Annotated in this window: 20 protein-coding genes; 11 read left to right on the plus strand and 9 right to left on the minus strand. The window is 71.1% G+C overall.

The window, feature by feature from the left end; genetic code table 11:
• Window positions 1-143: 143 nt before the first annotated feature.
• A complete protein-coding gene (locus tag ACLJOU_RS37310) occupies window positions 144-1,643 on the plus strand; it encodes a chitinase (protein ID WP_410573996.1) in 1,500 nt (499 codons plus the stop codon).
• Between the two features lie 47 nt (window positions 1,644-1,690).
• Here the strand turns inward: ACLJOU_RS37310 and ACLJOU_RS37315 are convergent, their stop codons facing one another.
• The 3 genes from ACLJOU_RS37315 to ACLJOU_RS37325 all read right to left on the minus strand — a co-directional run bounded on the left by ACLJOU_RS37315 (window position 1,691) and on the right by ACLJOU_RS37325 (window position 5,982).
• On the minus strand, window positions 1,691-3,349 hold the full coding sequence (locus ACLJOU_RS37315; RefSeq protein ID WP_410573997.1) for a GMC oxidoreductase: 1,659 nt from the start codon (window positions 3,347-3,349) through the stop codon (window positions 1,691-1,693).
• Complete coding sequence (locus tag ACLJOU_RS37320; protein WP_410573998.1) at window positions 3,349-4,812, minus strand: flavin-containing monooxygenase; 1,464 nt, start codon at window positions 4,810-4,812, stop codon at window positions 3,349-3,351. Before ACLJOU_RS37320 ends, ACLJOU_RS37315 begins: the two co-directional genes overlap by 1 nt.
• Window positions 4,813-4,887: 75 nt before the next feature.
• Window positions 4,888-5,982: a winged helix DNA-binding domain-containing protein gene (locus ACLJOU_RS37325; RefSeq protein ID WP_410573999.1), complete on the minus strand. Its 1,095-nt coding sequence runs from the start codon at window positions 5,980-5,982 to the stop codon at window positions 4,888-4,890.
• Between the two features lie 80 nt (window positions 5,983-6,062).
• On the opposite strand from ACLJOU_RS37325, the gene ACLJOU_RS37330 reads away from it, so the two are divergent.
• Window positions 6,063-7,118: an AraC family transcriptional regulator gene (locus ACLJOU_RS37330; protein ID WP_410574000.1), complete on the plus strand. Its 1,056-nt coding sequence runs from the start codon at window positions 6,063-6,065 to the stop codon at window positions 7,116-7,118.
• Here the strand turns inward: ACLJOU_RS37330 and ACLJOU_RS37335 are convergent.
• The gene (locus ACLJOU_RS37335; protein WP_410574001.1) at window positions 7,039-7,710 is read right to left on the minus strand and encodes a TetR/AcrR family transcriptional regulator; all 672 of its coding nucleotides are present in this window, start codon (window positions 7,708-7,710) and stop codon (window positions 7,039-7,041) included. The genes ACLJOU_RS37330 and ACLJOU_RS37335 overlap by 80 nt on opposite strands.
• Window positions 7,711-7,901: 191 nt before the next feature.
• On the opposite strand from ACLJOU_RS37335, the gene ACLJOU_RS37340 reads away from it, so the two are divergent.
• Both ACLJOU_RS37340 and ACLJOU_RS37345 read left to right on the plus strand, forming a co-directional pair.
• A complete protein-coding gene (locus tag ACLJOU_RS37340; protein WP_410574002.1) occupies window positions 7,902-8,213 on the plus strand; it encodes a hypothetical protein in 312 nt (103 codons plus the stop codon).
• Between the two features lie 22 nt (window positions 8,214-8,235).
• A complete protein-coding gene (locus ACLJOU_RS37345) occupies window positions 8,236-8,385 on the plus strand; it encodes a peroxiredoxin family protein (protein WP_410574003.1) in 150 nt (49 codons plus the stop codon).
• Between the two features lie 4 nt (window positions 8,386-8,389).
• Here ACLJOU_RS37345 and ACLJOU_RS37350 read toward each other — a convergent pair whose 3' ends face one another.
• From ACLJOU_RS37350 to paaI, 3 genes are read right to left on the minus strand one after another with little or no spacing between them, the layout of a single operon-like run.
• A complete protein-coding gene (locus ACLJOU_RS37350) occupies window positions 8,390-8,977 on the minus strand; it encodes a TetR/AcrR family transcriptional regulator (RefSeq protein WP_410574004.1) in 588 nt (195 codons plus the stop codon).
• Window positions 8,974-10,251 carry a phenylacetate--CoA ligase PaaK gene (paaK, locus tag ACLJOU_RS37355; protein ID WP_410574005.1) on the minus strand — a complete coding sequence of 426 codons (1,278 nt, stop codon included), beginning with the start codon at window positions 10,249-10,251 and terminating at the stop codon, window positions 8,974-8,976. The genes ACLJOU_RS37350 and paaK overlap by 4 nt, the downstream gene beginning before the upstream one ends.
• Window positions 10,252-10,253: 2 nt before the next feature.
• Window positions 10,254-10,664 (minus strand): hydroxyphenylacetyl-CoA thioesterase PaaI, encoded by a 411-nt coding sequence (gene paaI, locus ACLJOU_RS37360; protein WP_410574006.1) that lies wholly within the window; start codon window positions 10,662-10,664, stop codon window positions 10,254-10,256.
• Between the two features lie 165 nt (window positions 10,665-10,829).
• Between paaI and paaZ the strand changes: the two genes are divergently transcribed.
• The 7 genes from paaZ (at window position 10,830) to ACLJOU_RS37395 (ending at window position 16,836) form a co-directional block, all read left to right on the plus strand.
• Window positions 10,830-12,860, plus strand: coding sequence for a phenylacetic acid degradation bifunctional protein PaaZ (paaZ, locus tag ACLJOU_RS37365; RefSeq protein WP_410574007.1), 2,031 nt, complete (start codon window positions 10,830-10,832; stop codon window positions 12,858-12,860).
• Window positions 12,857-13,789: a 1,2-phenylacetyl-CoA epoxidase subunit PaaA gene (paaA, locus tag ACLJOU_RS37370; protein WP_410574008.1), complete on the plus strand. Its 933-nt coding sequence runs from the start codon at window positions 12,857-12,859 to the stop codon at window positions 13,787-13,789. Before paaZ ends, paaA begins: the two co-directional genes overlap by 4 nt.
• Window positions 13,790-13,827: 38 nt before the next feature.
• Complete coding sequence (paaB, locus tag ACLJOU_RS37375; RefSeq protein ID WP_410574135.1) at window positions 13,828-14,142, plus strand: 1,2-phenylacetyl-CoA epoxidase subunit PaaB; 315 nt, start codon at window positions 13,828-13,830, stop codon at window positions 14,140-14,142.
• Entirely contained in the window at window positions 14,139-15,026 is an 888-nt protein-coding gene (gene paaC / locus ACLJOU_RS37380; protein WP_410574009.1) for a 1,2-phenylacetyl-CoA epoxidase subunit PaaC, read from the plus strand. Before paaB ends, paaC begins: the two co-directional genes overlap by 4 nt.
• Window positions 15,020-15,508, plus strand: a complete 489-nt coding sequence (gene paaD, locus ACLJOU_RS37385; protein ID WP_410574010.1) for a 1,2-phenylacetyl-CoA epoxidase subunit PaaD — start codon at window positions 15,020-15,022, stop codon at window positions 15,506-15,508. Before paaC ends, paaD begins: the two co-directional genes overlap by 7 nt.
• On the plus strand, window positions 15,509-16,561 hold the full coding sequence (paaE, locus tag ACLJOU_RS37390) for a 1,2-phenylacetyl-CoA epoxidase subunit PaaE (RefSeq protein WP_410574011.1): 1,053 nt from the start codon (window positions 15,509-15,511) through the stop codon (window positions 16,559-16,561).
• 128 nt (window positions 16,562-16,689) lie between these two features.
• The gene (locus tag ACLJOU_RS37395) at window positions 16,690-16,836 is read left to right on the plus strand and encodes a pentapeptide repeat-containing protein (RefSeq protein ID WP_410574012.1); all 147 of its coding nucleotides are present in this window, start codon (window positions 16,690-16,692) and stop codon (window positions 16,834-16,836) included.
• Here ACLJOU_RS37395 and ACLJOU_RS37400 read toward each other — a convergent pair.
• Together ACLJOU_RS37400 and ACLJOU_RS37405 are read right to left on the minus strand one after the other, a co-directional pair.
• The gene (locus tag ACLJOU_RS37400) at window positions 16,790-17,875 is read right to left on the minus strand and encodes an adenylate/guanylate cyclase domain-containing protein (RefSeq protein ID WP_410574013.1); all 1,086 of its coding nucleotides are present in this window, start codon (window positions 17,873-17,875) and stop codon (window positions 16,790-16,792) included. The two genes, ACLJOU_RS37395 and ACLJOU_RS37400, sit on opposite strands and share 47 nt — an antisense overlap.
• Window position 17,876: 1 nt before the next feature.
• Window positions 17,877-18,329 carry a universal stress protein gene (locus ACLJOU_RS37405; RefSeq protein WP_086838234.1) on the minus strand — a complete coding sequence of 151 codons (453 nt, stop codon included), beginning with the start codon at window positions 18,327-18,329 and terminating at the stop codon, window positions 17,877-17,879.
• Between the last annotated feature and the right edge of the window lie 61 nt (window positions 18,330-18,390).

The following is an 18,390-nucleotide window of genomic DNA, read 5'->3' on the forward strand; positions in this document are numbered from 1 at the left end:
CAACACGCTCCCGACTGACCTGGATCCGATCGTCACATTCTGCCGTTTCCGCCGCCCCGACTTTCGGATGGGGCTCCTTGACAATCAGATTGGTCTAGTCCACTTTGTGGTGACCTGCCTCACCAGTGTCACGGAGGTCGCCCGTGGTCCCCAAGGTCCGCTTCGCTCTGCTTTCCTTACTTTCCGTGGTGACGCTGTGTCTCGGCGTGACCTTCGTCCTCGCCGGCAGCGCTTCGGCGGCGAACATCCTGGCCAACCCCGGTTTCGAGGCCGGGACGACGGGCTGGACGTGCACCGGCACGGCGTCCGCGGTGAGCTCGCCGGTGCACAGCGGCAGCCGCGCCCTCAGCGCGACGCCGTCGTCCTCGGACAACGCCCAGTGCTCCCAGACGCTGACCGTCTCGGCGAACACCGCGTACAAGCTGTCCGGCTGGGTCCAGGGCAGCTACGTCTACCTGGGTGTTTCCGGCTCCGCGACGGCCAGCACGTGGACGCCCGGCGCCGGCGGCTACCAGCAGCTGTCGCTGAGCTTCACGACCGGCTCGAGCACGTCGCTGACGGTCTACTTGCACGGCTGGTACGGCCAGCCGGTGTACTACGCCGACGACGTCAGCCTCGACGGTCCCGGCACCCCGCCCACGACCACCACCCCGACCACGCCCACGACGCCGACCACGCCCACCACCTCGACCACGCCGCCGACGACGACCACCACGCCGCCGACGACGACCACGACGCCGCCCACGCAGGGTGACCTGCCGAAGCACGTCCTGACGGGCTACTGGCAGAACTTCTACAACGGCGCCAAGGCACTGAAGCTGGCCGATGTCCCGACGAAGTACAACATCATCGCGGTGTCCTTCGCGGACGCCACCGGCGCGCCCGGCGCGGTGAGCTTCACGCTCGACTCGGGCCTGTCTTCGCAGCTCGGCGGCTACACGGACGCCCAGTTCAAGGCCGACATCAAGACGGTGCAGGCGCGCGGCCAGAAGGTGATCATCTCGGTCGGCGGCCAGAACGGCACGATCAGCGTCGCGGACTCGACGTCGGCGAACAACTTCGCGAACAGCGTCAAGACACTGATCGCCAACTACGGCTTCGACGGCGTCGACATCGACCTGGAGAACGGCATCAACGCCACGTACATGGGCCAAGCGCTGCGGAGCATCTACAACGGCGGTGGCAAGGTCATCACGATGGCGCCGCAGACGATCGACATGCAGTCCACGCAGGGCGGCTACTTCCAGCTCGCGCTGAACATCAAGGACATCCTGACGATCGTCAACATGCAGTACTACAACTCCGGCTCGATGAACGGCTGCAACGGCAACGTCTACTCCCAGGGCACGGTCGACTTCCTGACGGCGCTGGCCTGCATCCAGCTGCAGGGCGGCCTGCGCGCGGACCAGGTCGGCCTCGGCCTCCCGGCTTCGCCCCAGGCGGCGGGCGGCGGCTACCAGGCCCCGGCCAACACGGTGTCGGCCCTGAACTGCCTGGCCCGCGGCACGTCGTGCGGCAGCTTCAAGCCGTCGGCGACGTACCCGTCGATCCGCGGCGCGATGACGTGGTCGATCAACTGGGACGCCTCGAACGGCTACGCGTTCGCCAACACGGTCTCGGCGGGCCTCGCGGGCCTGCCGTAACCGCGAGCTGAGTGGCCCTCCCGGCGGCGCGGTCCGGGAGGGCCTCTTCAGCGGGGCGTCAACGGCAGCCGCAGGGCTCCCGGCGCCTCCGACGGGACCACCGGGTTCTTCGGCGGCACCGGCGCCACCCGGCGGTACGGCGAACCCGGCGCCGGCCTCGGGTCCGGCTCCCCGTGGTTCGGCCAGAACGCCATCGCGCGTTCCGCCTGGGCCGTGATCGTCAACGACGGGTTCACGCCCAGGTTCGCCGAGATCGTCGAGCCGTCCACCACGTGCAGTCCCGGATACCCGTACAGCCGCTGGTACGGGTCCACCACGCCGGTGGCCGGCGAATCCCCGATCGCGCAGCCGCCGATGAAGTGGCCGGTGATCGGGATGTTCGCCAGGTCCGTCCACGCGCCCTGGGGGAGGCCGCCGATCTTCGCCGCCACCCGGCGGGTCACCTCGTGGCCCGCCGGGATCCAGTCCGGCGACGGGGCGCCCGCACCCTGGCGCGTGGTCATCCGGCGACCGAACAGCCCGCGTTTCGTGTACGTCGTCACCGAGTTGTCCAGTGACTGCATCACCAGCAGCCCGATCATCCGCTCCGACCAGTGCCGCGGGTTGTGGATCCGCAGCAGGTCGCGGCGCGAACGCCACAGTTCCCGCAGCCCGAGCACCCAGCGACGGCGGCCCGGGGCCGCGTCCACCAGCACGGTCGCCAGCAGTCCCAGCAGGTTGCTGCCGCGCCCGTAGCGCACCGGCTCCACGTGCGTCACCGCGTCCGGGTGGATCGACGAGGTGATCGCCACCCCGCGCGTGTAGTCCGCGTCCGGGCGCAGTGACCGCGCCGCCAGCACCGCCTCGGAGTTCGTGCGGGCCAGCAGGCCGAGCCGAGGGGACAGCGAGGGCAGCGTCCCGGTGTCCCGCATCCGGTGCAGCAACCGCTGCGTCCCCAGCGCCGCCGCCGAGAACACCACCTGCGAGGCCGTGAACGTCCGGCGGGAACGGCCGCCCGTCCGCCGCGTGCCGACCGCGTACCCGCCGTCGATCGGCCGCACCGACAGCGCCGTCGTCATGGGGTGCACCACGGCACCCGCCCGCTCGGCCAGGTACAGGTAGTTCTTGACCGTCGTGTTCTTCGCCCCGACCCGGCACCCGGTCATGCACTCGCCGCACTGCGTGCAGGAGGTCCGCGCCGGCCCCGCGCCGCCGAAGAACGGGTCCACCCCGGACTGTCCGAAGTAGACGCCGACCGGGGTGCGGCGGTACGTGTGGCCGATGCCCATGTCGTCGGCGACCGAGCGCAGCACCCGGTCCGCGGGGGTCGTCGCCGGGTTCTCGACCACGCCGAGCATCCGCTTCGCCTGGTCGTAGTACGGCGCGAGCTCGTCCTTCCAGTCCGTGATGTGCGCCCACTGCGGATCGGCGTAGAAGCCGTCCGGCGGTTCGTACAGCGTGTTCGCGTACACCAGCGAGCCCCCGCCGACGCCGGAGCCGCTCATCACGAACGTGTTCTTCAGCAGCGTCAGCCGCTGGATCCCGAAGCAGCCCAGCGCGGGTGCCCACAGGTACTTCCGCAGCCGCCACGACGTCTTCGCGAACTCGTCGTCGGCGAACCGCCGCCCGGTCTCCAGCACGCCGACGCGGTAGCCCTTCTCGGTCAGCCGCAACGCCGTGACGCTGCCGCCGAACCCCGACCCGATCACCAGGACGTCGTAGTCCATCAGGCGACCACCCGGTAGTCCGCGAGGTCGAAGCGCCGGGTCCGGCGGTCGTACTCGGTGACCAGGCCCGGCCAGTTGGTCGTCACCCGGCCGTCGGCCTGGCGGTACCAGCTCGTGCAGGCCGTCCAGACGCTGTGGCCGAGCCGCCCCTGCACCTCCCGGTCGTAGGCGTCCTCGACCTCCGGCCGCACGTCCACATAGGACGTACCGGGCCGCGCGAGCCGCTCCACCGCCTGCCGGATGTACCGCGCCTGCCGCTCGATCATGTAGATGATGGACCCGGCGCCGAGGTTCGTGTTGGGCCCGTAGACGCAGAACAGGTTCGGGAAGCCGGGCACGGTCATGCCGAGGTACGCCCGCGCGCCGCCGGACCACTCCTCCTGCAGTGACCGCCCGCCCAGGCCGCGCACCTCCATCCGGTGCAGGAACTCCGTCGCCGCGAACCCGGTCCCGTAGATCAGGACGTCGGCTTCGAGCTCGGTCCCGTCTTCGACCCGCACGCCCTTCTCGGTGATCTCGCGGATCCGCCGCGTCTCGACGTCGACGTCCGGCTGCGCCAAGGCGGGCAGGTAGTCGTTGGTGAACAGGATCCGCTTGCAGCCCAGCGGGTAGGACGGCGTCAGCTTCGCGCGCAGCTCCCGGTCCTTGATGTGACGACGGCGGAGCTGCGCGGTCCGCAGCTCGAACATCTTCGCCAGCAGCGGGTGGCGCGTCATCGCGTAGGTGGCGTACTCGGCGAGCAGGAAGATCCGCAACCGGCCGAGCAGCTGGGTCGGCGGCAGGTGCTCGAACAGCCAGTGCTGCCACCGCCGGTAGTGCGGATCGGACTTCGCCATGACGTACGGCGGCGTGCGCTGGAAGACGGTGACGTGCTGGGCGCGTTTCCGCAGCTCGGGCACGAACTGGACGGCGCTGGCCCCGGTCCCGATGACGGCGACGCGCTTGCCGGCCAGGTCGACGTCGTGGTCCCACCGGGCGGAGTGGAAGGCGTCGCCGGCGAAGCTCTCGCGGTTCGGGATGTCCGGCAGCACCGGCCGCGACAGCTGGCCGACGGCGGGCACGAAGACGTTCGCCTCGAACGTCTCCCCGCCCCGCGTCTCGACGCGCCAGACGCCGCGCTCTTCGTCGAAGGCGGCCCCGGTGACCTCGGTGCGGTACCGGATGTGCGGCTCGAGGCTGTACTTCGCGATGACGCGCCGCAGGTAGGCGAGGATGTCGGGCTGGTGGGAGAACCGCTTCGGCCACCGCGGGTTGGGCTCGAAGGAGAAGGAGTACAGCGGCGACGGGATGTCGCACGCGGCACCCGGGTAGGTGTTGTCCCGCCAGACGCCGCCGGGTTCGGCGGCGCTCTCCAGGATCGTGAAGCCGGTGAACCCCGCGCGCTTCAGCTCGATGGCCGTTCCGATGCCGCCGAATCCGGTGCCGACGATCAGCACCGATGGCCCCTTCGCCGCACTGCTCATGCCGGAAAAGCTACGCACCGGCGGCCTGTGACAACAGGCCACGAACGGTCACTCAATCGAGATTTCCGGCCAGCCTCACTCCGGCGGGAGGACGCGCACCTCGTGCGTCTCCGCGCCCGCTTCCGCCCACTTCACCAGCTCGCCCGCCGACTTCTCCAACGCCGACAGGGTTCGCTTCGGCAGCTTCTCGAACGGCGACAGCCCGATGACCGCCGCCTTCCGCGTCGCTTCGATGTCCCAGAACCCGCGCACCTGGCCGTCGACCAGCAACGTGCCCTTCACCAGGCCGTTGTGCGAGATCACGCGCTTGCGGTAGGCGTCCGAGATCACCCGCGTCCGGTCCGCGTACGACAGGATCATCTGGTCGAACGGCCCCAGCAGCCGCGGCGGTGCCGGGACGTCCTCGTCGGGCACCGTCAGCTCCGGCAGGTCCAGCAGCTCGCGGCCGTCCGGGTCGCGGTAGCGCCGCAGGTCCATCCCGGCGGCCACCTCGCCCAGGCGCGTGATGCCCGCCCACGTCTGCACGTCCGCCACCGTGGCCGGGCCGAACGCGCGCAGGTACCGGGAAATCAGCGCAGCGGGCGAAGGCGGCGACAGGGGAGCGCCGACCCACTCGTTTAGGCACGCGTACGTCGTCTGCCCGGCCTTGCCCCAGACCGCCCGCGGCGGGGTCTGCACCAGCGGCAGCCGGCCCCGGGCCAGGTGCGTCAGGGAGGACGGCGGGGCGTCCCAGGTGCGGGCCAGCTCGGCACCCAGCGCGTTCCCCGGCATCGGGCCGCGGAGGAGCAGCTTCCGCGCGGCCTCGGTGACCTCGTCGTGGTCGAGCGCGGCCAGTTCGCGCGCGTGCAGCGTGTTCTGCTTCAGATCGCGGTCGTAGATGCCCTGGACCACCGGCCGCCAGGCCAGCGCGTCCGCTGCCGTCACCAGGTGGACCGTGCCCCGCATCAGCGCGATCCGCACCACGCGGCGGTTCTCGAGCAGCGCCACGAGCTCCGCCGGCCGGAACCCCGCCAGCCGTGTCCACAGCCCGAAGTACGGCGGGAACGGCGCCTGGGCCTGCAGCCCGGCGAGGTGCTCCACGGCGTCGTAGGCCGACATTTCGGCCCGGCGCAGCAGGAGCTGACGCTCCAGGGTGGCGCGGTTCACGGCTCGGCGGCTCAACGTCTCCACGCCGTCACCCTAACGATCACCGCGGACAGATCCGGTCCTCGATTGGACACGTTCTTCCGGCGTGATCCAGAATTCCGGCCATGGCCGAGCTCGCCGCGCCCGCCGTCGGGGACTGGGACTTCCCGCGTGGCACCGCGAGCATCGAGCTGATGACCCGGTTCGCCGCCGAACGCGGCCTGGCCGCGGCCCGGCTGCTGGCCGGCACGGCACTGACACCGGAGCTGCTGGCGGACCCGTCCGTGCAGGTCGACGCACGCCAGGAGCTGGCCGTCGTCCGGGCGCTGGCCCAGCTGGACGGGGCCGACGCGACGGCACTGGAGCTGGGGCGCCGCTACCGCGTCACCACGTTCGGCATCTTCGGGTTCGCCTGCATCAGCAGCCCGACCTTGCGCGACGCGATGCTGTTCGCGCTCCGCTACTTCGACCTGAGCTTCGCCTTCTGCATCCCGCACGTCGTCCTCACCGCCGACCGGCTGACGCTGGAGCTGGACGACAGCCGCGTGCCCGCCGACGTCGCCCGCTTCCTCGTGCTGCGCGACCTGGCCGCCATCTTCGCCGTCATGCGCGACCTCCTGCCCGGGATCGCGCCGGACGAGCTGACCTTCCGGCACGAGACGGCCACGCCGGAGGACTACCGGGCCGCGTTCGGTATCCGGCCGCGCTTCGGCGCCGACGCCTGCCGGGCGACGCTCGACCCGGCCCTGCTGAGCCGCCCGCTGCCGCAGGCCAACGACCAGACCGTCGCCCTCTGCGCCGCGCAGTGCGAAGCGCTGGTCACGCGCCGCCGTCAGCGGTCGGGCATCTCCCAGCAGGTGCGGGAACGCCTGGTCCGGCTCGGCGGGGTGGACGCCGGGATGGACGAGATCGCCCGCCAGCTCACCCTCAGCACGCGCACCCTGCGCCGCCGCCTGACCGAAGCCGGCACGAGCTACCGGGCACTGGTCGACGAGGTCCGCCAGACGCTCGCCGAGGAACTGCTCGACACCGGCGTGCTGTCGGTCGAGGACGTCGCCTACCGGCTCGGGTACGCCGAGGCGTCGAGCTTCATCCACGCGTTCAAGCGCTGGACCGGGATGACGCCGGCCGCGTTCGCCCGCCGGTTCCGCTCCGCCCGGCGAGGACCGCCGGGTAGGTGATCTTCAGCAGGTTGAGGAGCGCATCGGTGAGGAAGGTGCGCAGGGCCGCGCGGTCGAGCGTGCCGCGGATCAGCCACTCCCGCGACGCCGCCCGCAGCATCCCGCCGAACGAGCGGATCATCGCGCGCAGCTCTTCGCGGCCCTCGGTCACCCCGGTCATCAGCGCGGCCTCCAGCACCCGGTCGGCGGCGATCTCGTCGGCTTCGAGCATGATCCGCTCGATCTCGGGGTCGCGCCCGGCCGCCTCCGGGCCGATGACGGTCAGCCACGCGTCGCGGTTGCGGTCCACGACCTCGATCCAGCGTTCGACGCCGATCGCCAGCCGCTGCTCCATCGTGGTGTCCGGCAGGGCTTCGGTGACCGGCGCGGGCACGATCATCATCTGCCGCACCACTTCCAGGTACAGCTCGCGCTTGCCGCCGAAGTAGTGGTTGATCAGCGGACGCGCCACCCCGGCGGCCTCGGCGATGTCCGAAGTGGACACCGAGGCGTAGCTGCCCGCGCCGAACAGGCGGCGGGCGGCGGCGAGGATCTCCGCGCGCCGCTCGGCCGGTTCCAGCCGGCGGCGCCGGGGCCGCGTCCCACTGGTCATCCGCCCAGCCTCGCGGGGGACCGGCACGCTGTCAACAAGCAGTTGACCCGGTGTCAAAAGAGTGCCTCCGGTGGCGGGCAAGCGGTGTTTCGCTCCACACTTCGTCGTTACGCAACCGGAACAACCCGCCGGTAACTCCCCGGGACCCGGATGCGACGAGACGGCAGGGGACCGGACCGGGGTAGGAGCAGATGAACGAAGACGGCGCGCCGATCCGGCCGGCCGGACGCTGGGTGAGCGTCCGCCTGCAGCATCGTCACGTCAGCTTCGACGAGGGTTTCGAAGCGGACGAACCCCTTCCGGACGGCGACTGCGCGGACGAAGGGTCGGTGTCCTACTCGGGCATCGTGATTTCCGGTTACGACCGGGGCGAGAAGGTGTCCGAGCACTGGATCCCGCTCGGCACGGACCCGTCCGAAGCGGACGACGAGCGATTGATCGGCCAGCTGCGGGAGGCGTTGCTGTGGCAGGCGGGCCGGCCACCGCAGATCGCGGAGGAGTGACCGCTCGCCAGGACGGCTTGAGGTGTCGAGCCCGGCCGGCCCCGACCCGGCCGGGCGGATCGCCTTGAGCGACTACGTCGTCCTGGGCAATGTCGTCCTGCGCGATCTGTGGCGCGCGTGGTGCCCGCCATGCCGCTCGGAGGCGCACACCCTCGAGGCGATCTCCGAGTAGTGGCTCACGTGCGCAGGCCCTCGAAGGCCACCTTGCACACCGCGTCCGCGACCTCCGCCGCCGAGGAGCCACGGCGGGGGCGGTACCACTCGATCAGCGAGTTCACCATGCCGAAGATCAGCCGGGCGGTCACCGACGGGTCGACGTCCGGCCGGATGTCGCCCTCCGCTTCGGCCTGCTTCACCAGGTCCGTCACCAGCCGGTCGAACTCGCGGCGGCGGGTCAGCGCGGCCCGCTCCACCTTCGTGTTGCCGCGGACCCGCAGCAACAGCGTCACGAACGGCAGCCGGTCGGCCAGCACCAGCACGCTGCCGCGCACCAGGTGCTCCAGCCGGTCGATCGCGCGGCCGTCGAGCTGGGCCGTCGCGTCCGCCACCTCGAACAGGCCGTCCAGGGCCCGGTCGACCGCGAGCCGCAGCAGTTCCTCCTTGCTGGGCACGTGGTGGTAGATCGCCGACTTCGTGATGCCGAGCTTGCGGGAGAGGTCCTCCATGCTCGTGCCGTCGTAACCGCGCTCGTTGAACAGCTTCACCGCCACCTGCAGCAGCGATTCGAGGTCGTAGCCGGGCCGGCCGCGGCGCGGGGTGGTCACGGCTTCTCCCGCTGGTCGGCGATCCGCCGCATCTTGCCCATGGACCGCTCCAGGGTGTCCGGGTCGACGACGTCCACCGACACCGTCACGCCGACGCCGTCCTTGACCTGCGAAACCAGCGACGCGGCCGCTTCCTCGCGGGCCGCGGCAGAAGCGTCGTGCCGGGCCTCCACCCGCACGGTCAGGTGGTCGAGCCGCCCGCGCGTGGACCGGACGAGCTGGAAGTGCGGGCTCAGCGCGGGCGTGCGCAGCACGATCTCCTCGATCTGCGTCGGGAAGACGTTGACCCCGCGCAGGATGATCAGGTCGTCGGTGCGGCCGGTCACCTTGGCCATCCGCCGGAACGCCGGCCGCGCGGTGCCCGGGTTGAGCTCGGTCAGGTCCCGGGTGCGGTAGCGGATGATCGGCAGCGCCTGCTTGGTCAGCGACGTGAACACCAGCTCACCGGTCTCGCCGTCGCCCAGGACCTCTTCGGAGTACGGGTCGATCACCTCGGGGTAGAAGTGGTCCTCCCAGATGTGCAGGCCGTCCTTCGTCTCGACGCACTCCTGCGCGACGCCCGGGCCCATCACCTCCGACAGCCCGTAGATGTCGACGGCGTCGAGCGCGAACCGCTCTTCGATCTCGGCACGCATCTGCTCGGTCCACGGCTCGGCGCCGAAGATGCCGACCTTCAGGGAGGACGAACGCGGGTCCACACCCTGGCGCTCGAACTCGTCGAGCAGCGTGAGCATGTACGACGGCGTGACCATGATGACCTCGGGCCGGAAGTCGGTGATCAGCTGCACCTGCCGCGCGGTCATCCCGCCGGACGCCGGGATCACCGTGCAGCCCAGCTTCTCGGCGCCGTAGTGCGCGCCGAGCCCGCCGGTGAACAGCCCGTAACCGTACGCGACGTGCACCTTGTGCCCGGGACGGCCGCCCGCGGCGTGGATCGAGCGGGCCATCACCGTCGCCCACGTGTCGATGTCCTGCTCGGTGTACCCGACGACGGTGGCCTTGCCGGTGGTGCCGCTGGAGGCGTGGATGCGCCGGACCTGCTCCTGCGGCACGGCGAACATCCCGAACGGGTAGTTCTCGCGCAGGTCATGCTTGGTGGTGAACGGGAACTTGGCCAGGTCGGCCAGTTCCTTGCAGTCGTCCGGGTGGACGCCGGCCTCGTCGAACTTCCGCGTGTACGCCGGAACGTTCGCGTACGCGTGCCGGAGTGTCCACTGCAGACGTTCCAGCTGGAGGGCGGCCAGCTCGTCCGCGCCGATGTCCGTCTCGATCATGGTCAGTCCCGTTTCGCGGAGAGGACGCGGCTGCGGCCGCGGAATTCGGCGACGACCTCGGGCCCCGCGGGGGTCTCCCGGTGCACCGTGACGTCGTAGATGCCGTTGCGGCCGTAGCGCGTGCGCTCGGTGGCCGTCGCGACGAGGCGGTCGCCCAGCCGGCCGGCCGCGACGAAGGAGATTTCGGCGCCCGCGGCGACGGTCACCGGGCCGTGGGTGTTGCACGCGCAGGCGAACGCGGTGTCGGCGAGCAGGAAGACGTACCCGCCGTGGGCGATGTCGTGCCCGTTGACCATCGCGGCGGTGATCGTCATGGTCGCCACGGCCCGGCCGTCGCCCGCTTCGACGAGTTCGATGCCCAGTGCGCGCGAGGCCTCGTCGGCGGCGAACATGGTGTGCGCGGCGTTGGTCATGCACTCTCCGTTCCACCGACCGAATGGACGGTCACCTGGCGGTGCCGCTCAGTAAAGGCAGTGCTCCGGGCCGGTGTCAAGCGTCGGGGCCTTCCGATCTTCGGGTCCGGCGGCTACCATGCGATTAACTGAACGTCCGGTAGGTAATTCGGCGAGAGGGACCTGATGGCACTGCTGCGCAGCTACGTCTCCGGGAGCTGGCACACGGCGGCGGACGAGGGCGTCCCGCTGCACGACGCGGCCACCGGCGAGGAGGTCGCCCGGATTTCGTCGGCGGGTGTCGACTTCGGGGCCGCGCTGGCGTACGGCCGGACCGTGGGCGGCCCGGCGCTGCGCGAGCTGACGTTCCACCAGCGTGCGGCCCTGCTCAAGGCGCTGGCCTCCCACCTGCGCGAGCACCGTGAGGAGCTCTACGCCCTCTCGGCTCGCACGGGCGCCACCCTCGGTGACTCGAAGTTCGACATCGACGGCGGCATCGGCGTCCTGTTCAGCTACGGCTCCAAGGGCAAGCGCGAGCTGCCGAACGACACCGTCTACGTCGAGGGCAACGTCGAGCCGCTCTCGCGCGGAGGCACGTTCGTCGCGCAGCACATCGCGACGCCGCTGCGCGGGGTCGCCGTCCAGATCAACGCGTTCAACTTCCCGGTGTGGGGTCCGCTGGAGAAGTTCGCGCCCGCGTTCCTCGCCGGGGTGCCGAGCCTGGTCAAGCCGGCCAGCTCGACGGCGTACCTGACCGCGCGGCTGGTCGAGCTGATCATCGAGTCGGGGATCCTCCCGGAAGGCTCGCTGCAGTTCGTCGCCGGCAGCGTCGGCGACCTGCTCGACCACGTCACCGCGCAGGACCTGGTGTCGTTCACCGGTTCGGCGTCGACCGCGCAGAAGCTGCGGACCCACCCGGCCGTCGTGCGCCACGCCGTCCGCTTCAACGCCGAAGCCGACTCGCTGAACTGCTCGATCCTCGGCCCGGACGCGGTCAAGGGCACGACCGAGTTCGACCTGTTCGTCAAGCAGCTGACCACGGAGATGACGGTCAAGGCGGGCCAGAAGTGCACCGCGATCCGCCGCGCGTTCGTGCCGGCGGAGCTGCTGGACGACGTCGCCGAGGCGGCTTCGGCACGGCTGGCGAAGGTGACCGTCGGCCACCCGGCGTCCGAAGGCGTCCGGATGGGCGCGCTGGCCAGCCTGGAGCAGCGCGAGGAGGTCCGGCGGTCGCTGAAGGCGCTGCTGGACGCCGGGAGCGTCGTGTTCGGCGACCCGGAGCGGGTCGACGTCGTCGACGCCGACGCCGAGCGCGGCGCCTTCATCTCGCCGGTGCTGCTCAAGGCCGACCCCGAGCGCACCGAGCCGCACGAGGTCGAGGCGTTCGGCCCGGTTTCGACGCTGATGCCGTACACGTCCACCGAGCAGGTCGTCGACTTCGCCGCGCGCGGCGGCGGCAGCCTGGCCGGGTCCGTGGTGTCGGCGGACCAGGAGTTCGTGCGCGAGGTCGTCCTCGGCGCGGCGCCGTACCACGGCCGCCTGCTGGTGCTCGACGCCGAGGACGCGAAGGAGTCCACCGGGCACGGTTCGCCGATGCCGCAGCTGGTCCACGGCGGCCCCGGCCGGGCGGGCGGCGGCGAGGAGATGGGCGGCATCCGGGGCGTCCTGCACCACATGCAGCGCACCGCCGTGCAGGGCTCGCCCGCGGTCCTCTCCGCGGTCACCGGCCGCTGGGTCACCGGCGCACCGCGTGCCGAAGGCGACGTCCACCCGTTCCGCAAGTCCCTGGCCGAGCTGCGCATCGGTGACTCGGTCGTCGCCGGGCCGCGGACGGTCACGCAGGAAGACGTCGACCACTTCGCCGAATTCACCGGCGACACGTTCTACGCGCACACCGACCCCGAGGCGGCGGCCGCCAACCCGCTGTTCGGCGGGATCGTCGCGCACGGCTACCTGGTCGTCTCGTTCGCGGCCGGGTTGTTCGTCTCGCCCGAGCCGGGCCCGGTGCTGGCCAACTACGGCCTGGAGAACCTGCGCTTCCTGACCCCGGTCAAGGTCGGCGACTCGCTGACGGTGACGCTGACCGCGAAGCAGATCACCCCGCGGATCGACCAGGACTACGGCGAGGTCCGCTGGGACGCCGACGTCACCAACGCCGAGGGCGAGTCCGTGGCCAAGTACGACGTCCTGACGCTCGTCGCGAAGGAGCAGCCGTGACCGCCACCGTCTCCCTGGAGGAGCACTTCGAGCACACCATCGAGCGCGACCAGCGGATCGAGCCGCGCGACTGGGTGCCCGAGGGCTACCGCAAGACGATGATCCGGCAGATCGCGCAGCACGCGCATTCGGAGATCATCGGCATGCAGCCGGAAGGCAACTGGATCACGCGGGCGCCGTCGCTGCGGCGCAAGGCGATCCTGCTGGCCAAGGTCCAGGACGAGGCCGGCCACGGCCTCTACCTCTACTCCGCGGCGGCGACGCTGGGCGCGGACCGGGCGGACCTGACCGACAAGCTGGTCACCGGCAAGCAGAAGTACTCGTCGATCTTCAACTACCCGACGCTGACCTTCGCCGACGTCGGCGTGATCGGCTGGCTGGTCGACGGCGCGGCGATCTGCAACCAGGTGCCGCTGTGCCGCTCGTCGTACGGGCCGTACGCGCGGGCGATGATCCGGATCTGCAAGGAGGAGTCCTTCCACCAGCGGCAGGGCTACGAACTGCTGATGACGATGATGCGCGGGACGCCGCAGCAGCGCGAGATGGTCCAGGAGGCCGTGAACCGCTGGTGGTGGCCGTCGCTGATGATGTTCGGCCCGCCGGACGCCGACTCGCCGAACACCGCGCAGTCGATGGCGTGGAAGATCAAGCGCCACACCAACGACGAACTGCGGCAGCGGTTCGTGGACATGTCGGTGCCGCAGGCCGAGGCCCTCGGCGTCACGTTCCCGGACCCGTTGCTGAAGTGGAACGCCGAACGCGGGCACTACGACTTCGGCCCGGTCGACTGGGACGAGTTCAAGAACGTGCTGAAGGGCAACGGACCGTGCAACGCGCAGCGGATCGCCCACCGGCGCCGGGCGCACGAAGACGGCGCGTGGGTGCGGGAAGCCGCCGTCGCGCACGCCGGGAAGAAGGAGCGCAAGTGACCGACCTGACGGCCGAAGGTGGCCACGGCGCCGTCCCGCTGGAGGGCGTTCCCGCCGCCCCGGGACCGGTCAAGCACGACTGGCCGCTGTACGAGGTGTTCGTCCGCGGCAAGCGCGGGCTGAACCACGTGCACGTCGGCTCGCTGCACGCGGCGGACGACCGGATGGCCCTGCACCACGCCCGTGACCTCTACACGCGCCGCAACGAAGGCGTGTCGATCTGGGTCGTGCGCGCGGCGGACATCACGGCGTCGTCGCCGGACGAGAAGGACCCGTTCTTCGCGCCCAGCGGCGACAAGGTCTACCGGCACCCGACGTTCTACGACATCCCCGAGGAGGTGCCGCACATATGAGTTTCGACAACGTGTACGAGTCGCTGACCGAAGAGAACGACGCGCGCTGGGCGTTCGGCACCGGCTTCGAGGACCCGCTGTCCGGAGTGGACACTTCGGTACCGTCCGGTGTGGACGGTTCCCGGCTCGCGGCGTACTGCCTGATGCTGGGCGACGACGCGCTGATCTTCTCCCACCGGCTGCAGGAGTGGTGCACGAACGCGCCCGAGCTGGAGGACGAGGTCGCGATCGCGAACATCGCCCTGGACCTGCTGGGGCAGGCGCGGCTGCTGCTCGCCCGCGCCGGCAAGGCGGACGGCTCTTCGCGCACGGAGGACTCCTTCGCGTTTCTCCGCGGGGAGAACGAGTTCCGCAACGTCCGGCTCGCGGAGCTGGGCGGCGGTCACTTCGGGCACCTGATCGCGCGCCTGTTCGTGTTCTCGACGTGGCGGCTGGCGCTGTTCCAGCGGCTCGAGTCCGGTGCCGCCTCCGCGGGGAATGGTACGTCGGTCGTGGACCCGGTGCTGGCGGCCATCGCGGACAAGGGCGTCAAGGAACTGACCTACCACCGCGACTACGCGGCGCAGTGGCTGGTCCGCCTCGGCGACGGGACGCCGTTGTCGCACGAGCGGATGCAGGAGGGCCTCGACGAGGTCTGGCCGTACGTGGGGGAGCTGTTCCGCACGCACCCGGTGGAGCTCGTGGACGCGGCTTCGCTGCGGCCGGAGTTCGATGCGGTGCTGGACCCGGTGCTGGCCGCGGCCACGCTTTCCCGTCCTGCTTCGGGGGAACTGGCCGGTGTCTCGGGCCGGACGGGCCGCGACGGCGTCCACACCGAGCAGATGGGGTTCCTGCTGGCGGAGCTGCAGAGCGTGGCCCGGGCGATGCCGGACGCGAAATGGTGACCGCCGAGGCCGTGGCGGCCACGGTCACCGACCCCGAGCTGCCGATGCTGACCTTGGCGGACCTCGGCGTCCTGCGCTCGGTGTCCGAGTCCGAGGGACGCGTGGTCGTCGCGATCACGCCGACGTACACGGGCTGCCCGGCGATGGACACCATGCGCGACGACCTGGAGCACGCTCTGGTTTCGGCGGGTTTCGCGGACGTCGAAATCCGGACGCAGCTGTCGCCGGCGTGGACGTCGGACTGGATTTCGCCGTCGGGGCGCCGCAAGCTCGCGGAGGCCGGGATCGCCCCGCCGGGCGCGGCACCGCGGCGCTCGGGCCCGATCCCGCTGACGCTGTCGGCGCCGGTTTCGCGGGTGCTCTGCCCGCACTGCGGTTCCGCGGACACCGAGGAGCAGTCCCGGTTCGGCGCGACGGCGTGCAAGGCGCTGCGGCGCTGCCGATCGTGTCTGGAGCCGTTCGAACACGTCAAGGAGATCTAGGTGGCGCGGTTCAACTCGCTGACGGTGTCCGGGGTCGAGCGGCTGTGCGACGACGCGGTCGCGGTGACGTTCGACGTGCCGGCGTCGCTGGCTTCGGAGTACGCGTTCAAACCGGGCCAGTCGCTGACGCTGCGGCGCTCGATCGACGGCCGCGACGAGCGCCGGTCGTACTCGATCTGCGCCCCGGCGGGCGCGGCCCCGCGAGTGGGCGTCCGCCTGGTCCCGGACGGGTTCTTCTCGTCCTGGCTGGTGAACGAGGTGCGCCCGGGCGACACGATCGAGGTGGCCCCGCCCACGGGTTCGTTCACCCCGGACCTCACCGAAGGCGGCCACCACGTCCTGATCGCGGCGGGCTCGGGCATCACACCGGTGCTGTCGATCGTGTCATCGCTGCTGAAGTCGTCCACGGCGACGGTGACGGTGCTGTACGGCAACCGCCGCACGGACACGGTGATGTTCGCGGACGAGCTGGCGGATCTCAAGGACAGCGCCCCGTCGCGGCTGGAGCTGATCCACGTGCTCTCGCGCGAGCCGCGCGAGGCGGAGCTGTTCACGGGCCGCTTGGACGTCCCGAAGCTGCGCACGCTGTTCGACACGTTGGTGCCGGTGGAAGCGGTGGATCATTGGTGGCTGTGCGGCCCGTTCGAGATGGTGTCGGGCGCGCAGGAGCTGCTGACCTCACTGGGCGTGCCTTCTTCGAAGGTGCACCAGGAGCTGTTCTACGTGGACACCCCACCGGCCCCCCTGGAGCACCTCGACCCGGCGGTGGCGGGCGAGTCCTCGGAGGTCTCGGTGGTCCTGGACGGCCGATCGACGCCGATGACACTGCCCCGCTCGTCGTCGGTGCTGGACGGGGCGCAGAAGTTCCGGCCGGACCTGCCGTTCGCGTGCAAGGGCGGGGTGTGCGGAACGTGCCGAGCGAAGGTGACGGAGGGAAAGGTCGATCTGCGGCGCAACTTCGCACTGGAGCAGGCGGAGGTCGAGGCGGGATTCGTGCTGACGTGCCAGTCGTACCCGGTCTCGGAGACGCTGACAGTGGACTTCGACGCCTGAGGCGTTCGGTTGTCCACAGAGCGGTCGGCTTGTGGACAACCAAGCCCGCCGAAGGCTTTTCGACGGCTCCCGTCGGTGGCCGCCGATAGAATGGACCTGGGGACGCCCCCCTGGGAGTGGCGGGGGCTGTGCTGGCGGGGGCTGTGCTGGCGGGGGCTGTGCTGGCGGGGGCTGTGCTGGCGGGGGCTGTGCTGGCGGGGGCTGTGCTGGCGGGGGCTGTGCCGGCCGTCAGCGGCCTCGGCGTCGCCGGCGGCGGGGCTCCTCCGCCTCGGTAGCCGGGGTGAGGCCCAGCATCTCCGCCGCCAGTTGCTGGGAACTCGCGAACATGCCCGTCGGGGCCTCCGCCGCCCGCCGCAGTGCTGAGGGGCGGAGGCGGTTGTAGCCGCGGACCGTCACCGGTCGGCGGGCGCGTAGCTCGTACGCCTTCTCCTCGGCCAGCTCGGCCGCCAGCTCGCGGTCGACCAGGATCGTTCCCGGGCGGGCCACCGACGTCAGGCGGGCCGCCAGGTTGACCACCGAGCCGTACACGTCGCCGAACCGGGACAGGATGCGGCCCGAGGCCATGCCCGCGCGGACCGCCGGCAGCGTCTCGTCCGCCGACGTGCGCTCGGTCAGCGTCAGGGCGATCTCCGCCGCGTCGACCGGGGCGTCCGCCACGAACAGGACCTCGTCGCCGATCATCTTGACCACCCGGCCGTGGTGCTCGGCGATCACCTCCGTCGCCAGCGTCTCGAACGCGTCGAGCACCCGGCTCAGCTCGTCCTCGCCGATCTGGCGCGTCAGCCGCGTGTAGCCGACCATGTCGACGAACCCGACCACCTCGGTGCGGGTTTCCAAGTGCTCGTCCGAGGCCGTGAACGCCCGCCCCGCGTACGCCGCCAGGTGACGGCGCCAGACGAAGTTCTGCACGCGCTCCAGCTCCGGCAGCAGCCGGTCGACCAGGCGGGTCACCTGGCGCTCGCCGCGGCCGAGTTCTGGCTGCTCCTTGATCAGCTGCCACAGCATGTCGACCTGCCACTCGGCCAGCCGCGACAGGTGCTGGCCGAGCGCGCGCGTCACCGACACCTCGATGCTCGGGTCGATCAGTCCGGACTGGACCAGCTGGTCGGCCGTCCGCATCGCCTCGACGTCGGCGTCGGTGAAGACCACCTCGTCGTCGCGCACGGTCGCGAACCCCAGGGCGCGCCAGAGCCGGCGTGACCGCTCGTCGGGCACGCCGGCCTTCTCCGCCACTTCGAGCCGGGTGTACTTGCGCCGGCCGCCGAGCAGGACGCGTTCGAGCCGCTGCTGCAGTTCCTCGCTCGGATCGGTCACGTCAGGTCGTGTGGACGATCAGCACGTCCACGCCGGACTTGCGGGCCACCTCGGACGGCACCGAGCCCAGGATCCGGCCGGCGATCGTGTTCAGCCCGCGGTTGCCGACCACCAGCAGGTCGGCCTCGCGCTCCTTGACCACCTTGCGCAGCGAGTCGACCGGGTCGCCCTTCACCGCGACCGTGTCGATCTTCTCCGCACCCGCGCGTGCCGCCCGGTCCCGCGCCGACTGCAGGGTGTCTTCGGCCGGCGCCGAGCCGACGACCTGGTACGCCTCTTCCCCGAGGACGTCCTGGGCCTTGTCGACGTCGGACTGGCTCGCCGGGTAGAACGCACACGCGATGACGAGCGTGGCGCCCGCGTCGCCGGCCACCGCCGCCGCGCGGTCCACCGCCGCGAACGAGGACTCCGAGCCGTCCGTGCCCACCACCACGGTCCGATATGCCGCACCCATGCGCAAAACCTCCAGGTGATCCCGCGTGAGCAGGGACGATAGCCGGTCGGTACCGACCGCG

The organism is Amycolatopsis sp. cmx-4-61 (genome assembly GCF_046548775.1).
GTDB lineage: Bacteria > Actinomycetota > Actinomycetes > Mycobacteriales > Pseudonocardiaceae > Amycolatopsis.

Excerpts from the sequence above, each read along its gene's own strand:
- ACLJOU_RS37335 (WP_410574001.1), bottom strand. The coding sequence starts at position 7,710 with ATGACCAGTGGGACGCGGCCCCGGCGCCGCCGGCTGGAACCGGCCGAG.
- paaI (WP_410574006.1), bottom strand. The coding sequence starts at position 10,664 with ATGACCAACGCCGCGCACACCATGTTCGCCGCCGACGAGGCCTCGCGC.
- paaD (WP_410574010.1), top strand. The coding sequence starts at position 15,020 with ATGGTGACCGCCGAGGCCGTGGCGGCCACGGTCACCGACCCCGAGCTG.
- paaZ (WP_410574007.1), top strand. The coding sequence starts at position 10,830 with ATGGCACTGCTGCGCAGCTACGTCTCCGGGAGCTGGCACACGGCGGCG.
- ACLJOU_RS37340 (WP_410574002.1), top strand. The coding sequence starts at position 7,902 with ATGAACGAAGACGGCGCGCCGATCCGGCCGGCCGGACGCTGGGTGAGC.
- ACLJOU_RS37405 (WP_086838234.1), bottom strand. The coding sequence starts at position 18,329 with ATGGGTGCGGCATATCGGACCGTGGTGGTGGGCACGGACGGCTCGGAG.
- paaK (WP_410574005.1), bottom strand. The coding sequence starts at position 10,251 with ATGATCGAGACGGACATCGGCGCGGACGAGCTGGCCGCCCTCCAGCTG.
- ACLJOU_RS37315 (WP_410573997.1), bottom strand. The coding sequence starts at position 3,349 with ATGGACTACGACGTCCTGGTGATCGGGTCGGGGTTCGGCGGCAGCGTC.
- ACLJOU_RS37320 (WP_410573998.1), bottom strand. The coding sequence starts at position 4,812 with ATGAGCAGTGCGGCGAAGGGGCCATCGGTGCTGATCGTCGGCACCGGA.
- ACLJOU_RS37330 (WP_410574000.1), top strand. The coding sequence starts at position 6,063 with ATGGCCGAGCTCGCCGCGCCCGCCGTCGGGGACTGGGACTTCCCGCGT.
- paaC (WP_410574009.1), top strand. The coding sequence starts at position 14,139 with ATGAGTTTCGACAACGTGTACGAGTCGCTGACCGAAGAGAACGACGCG.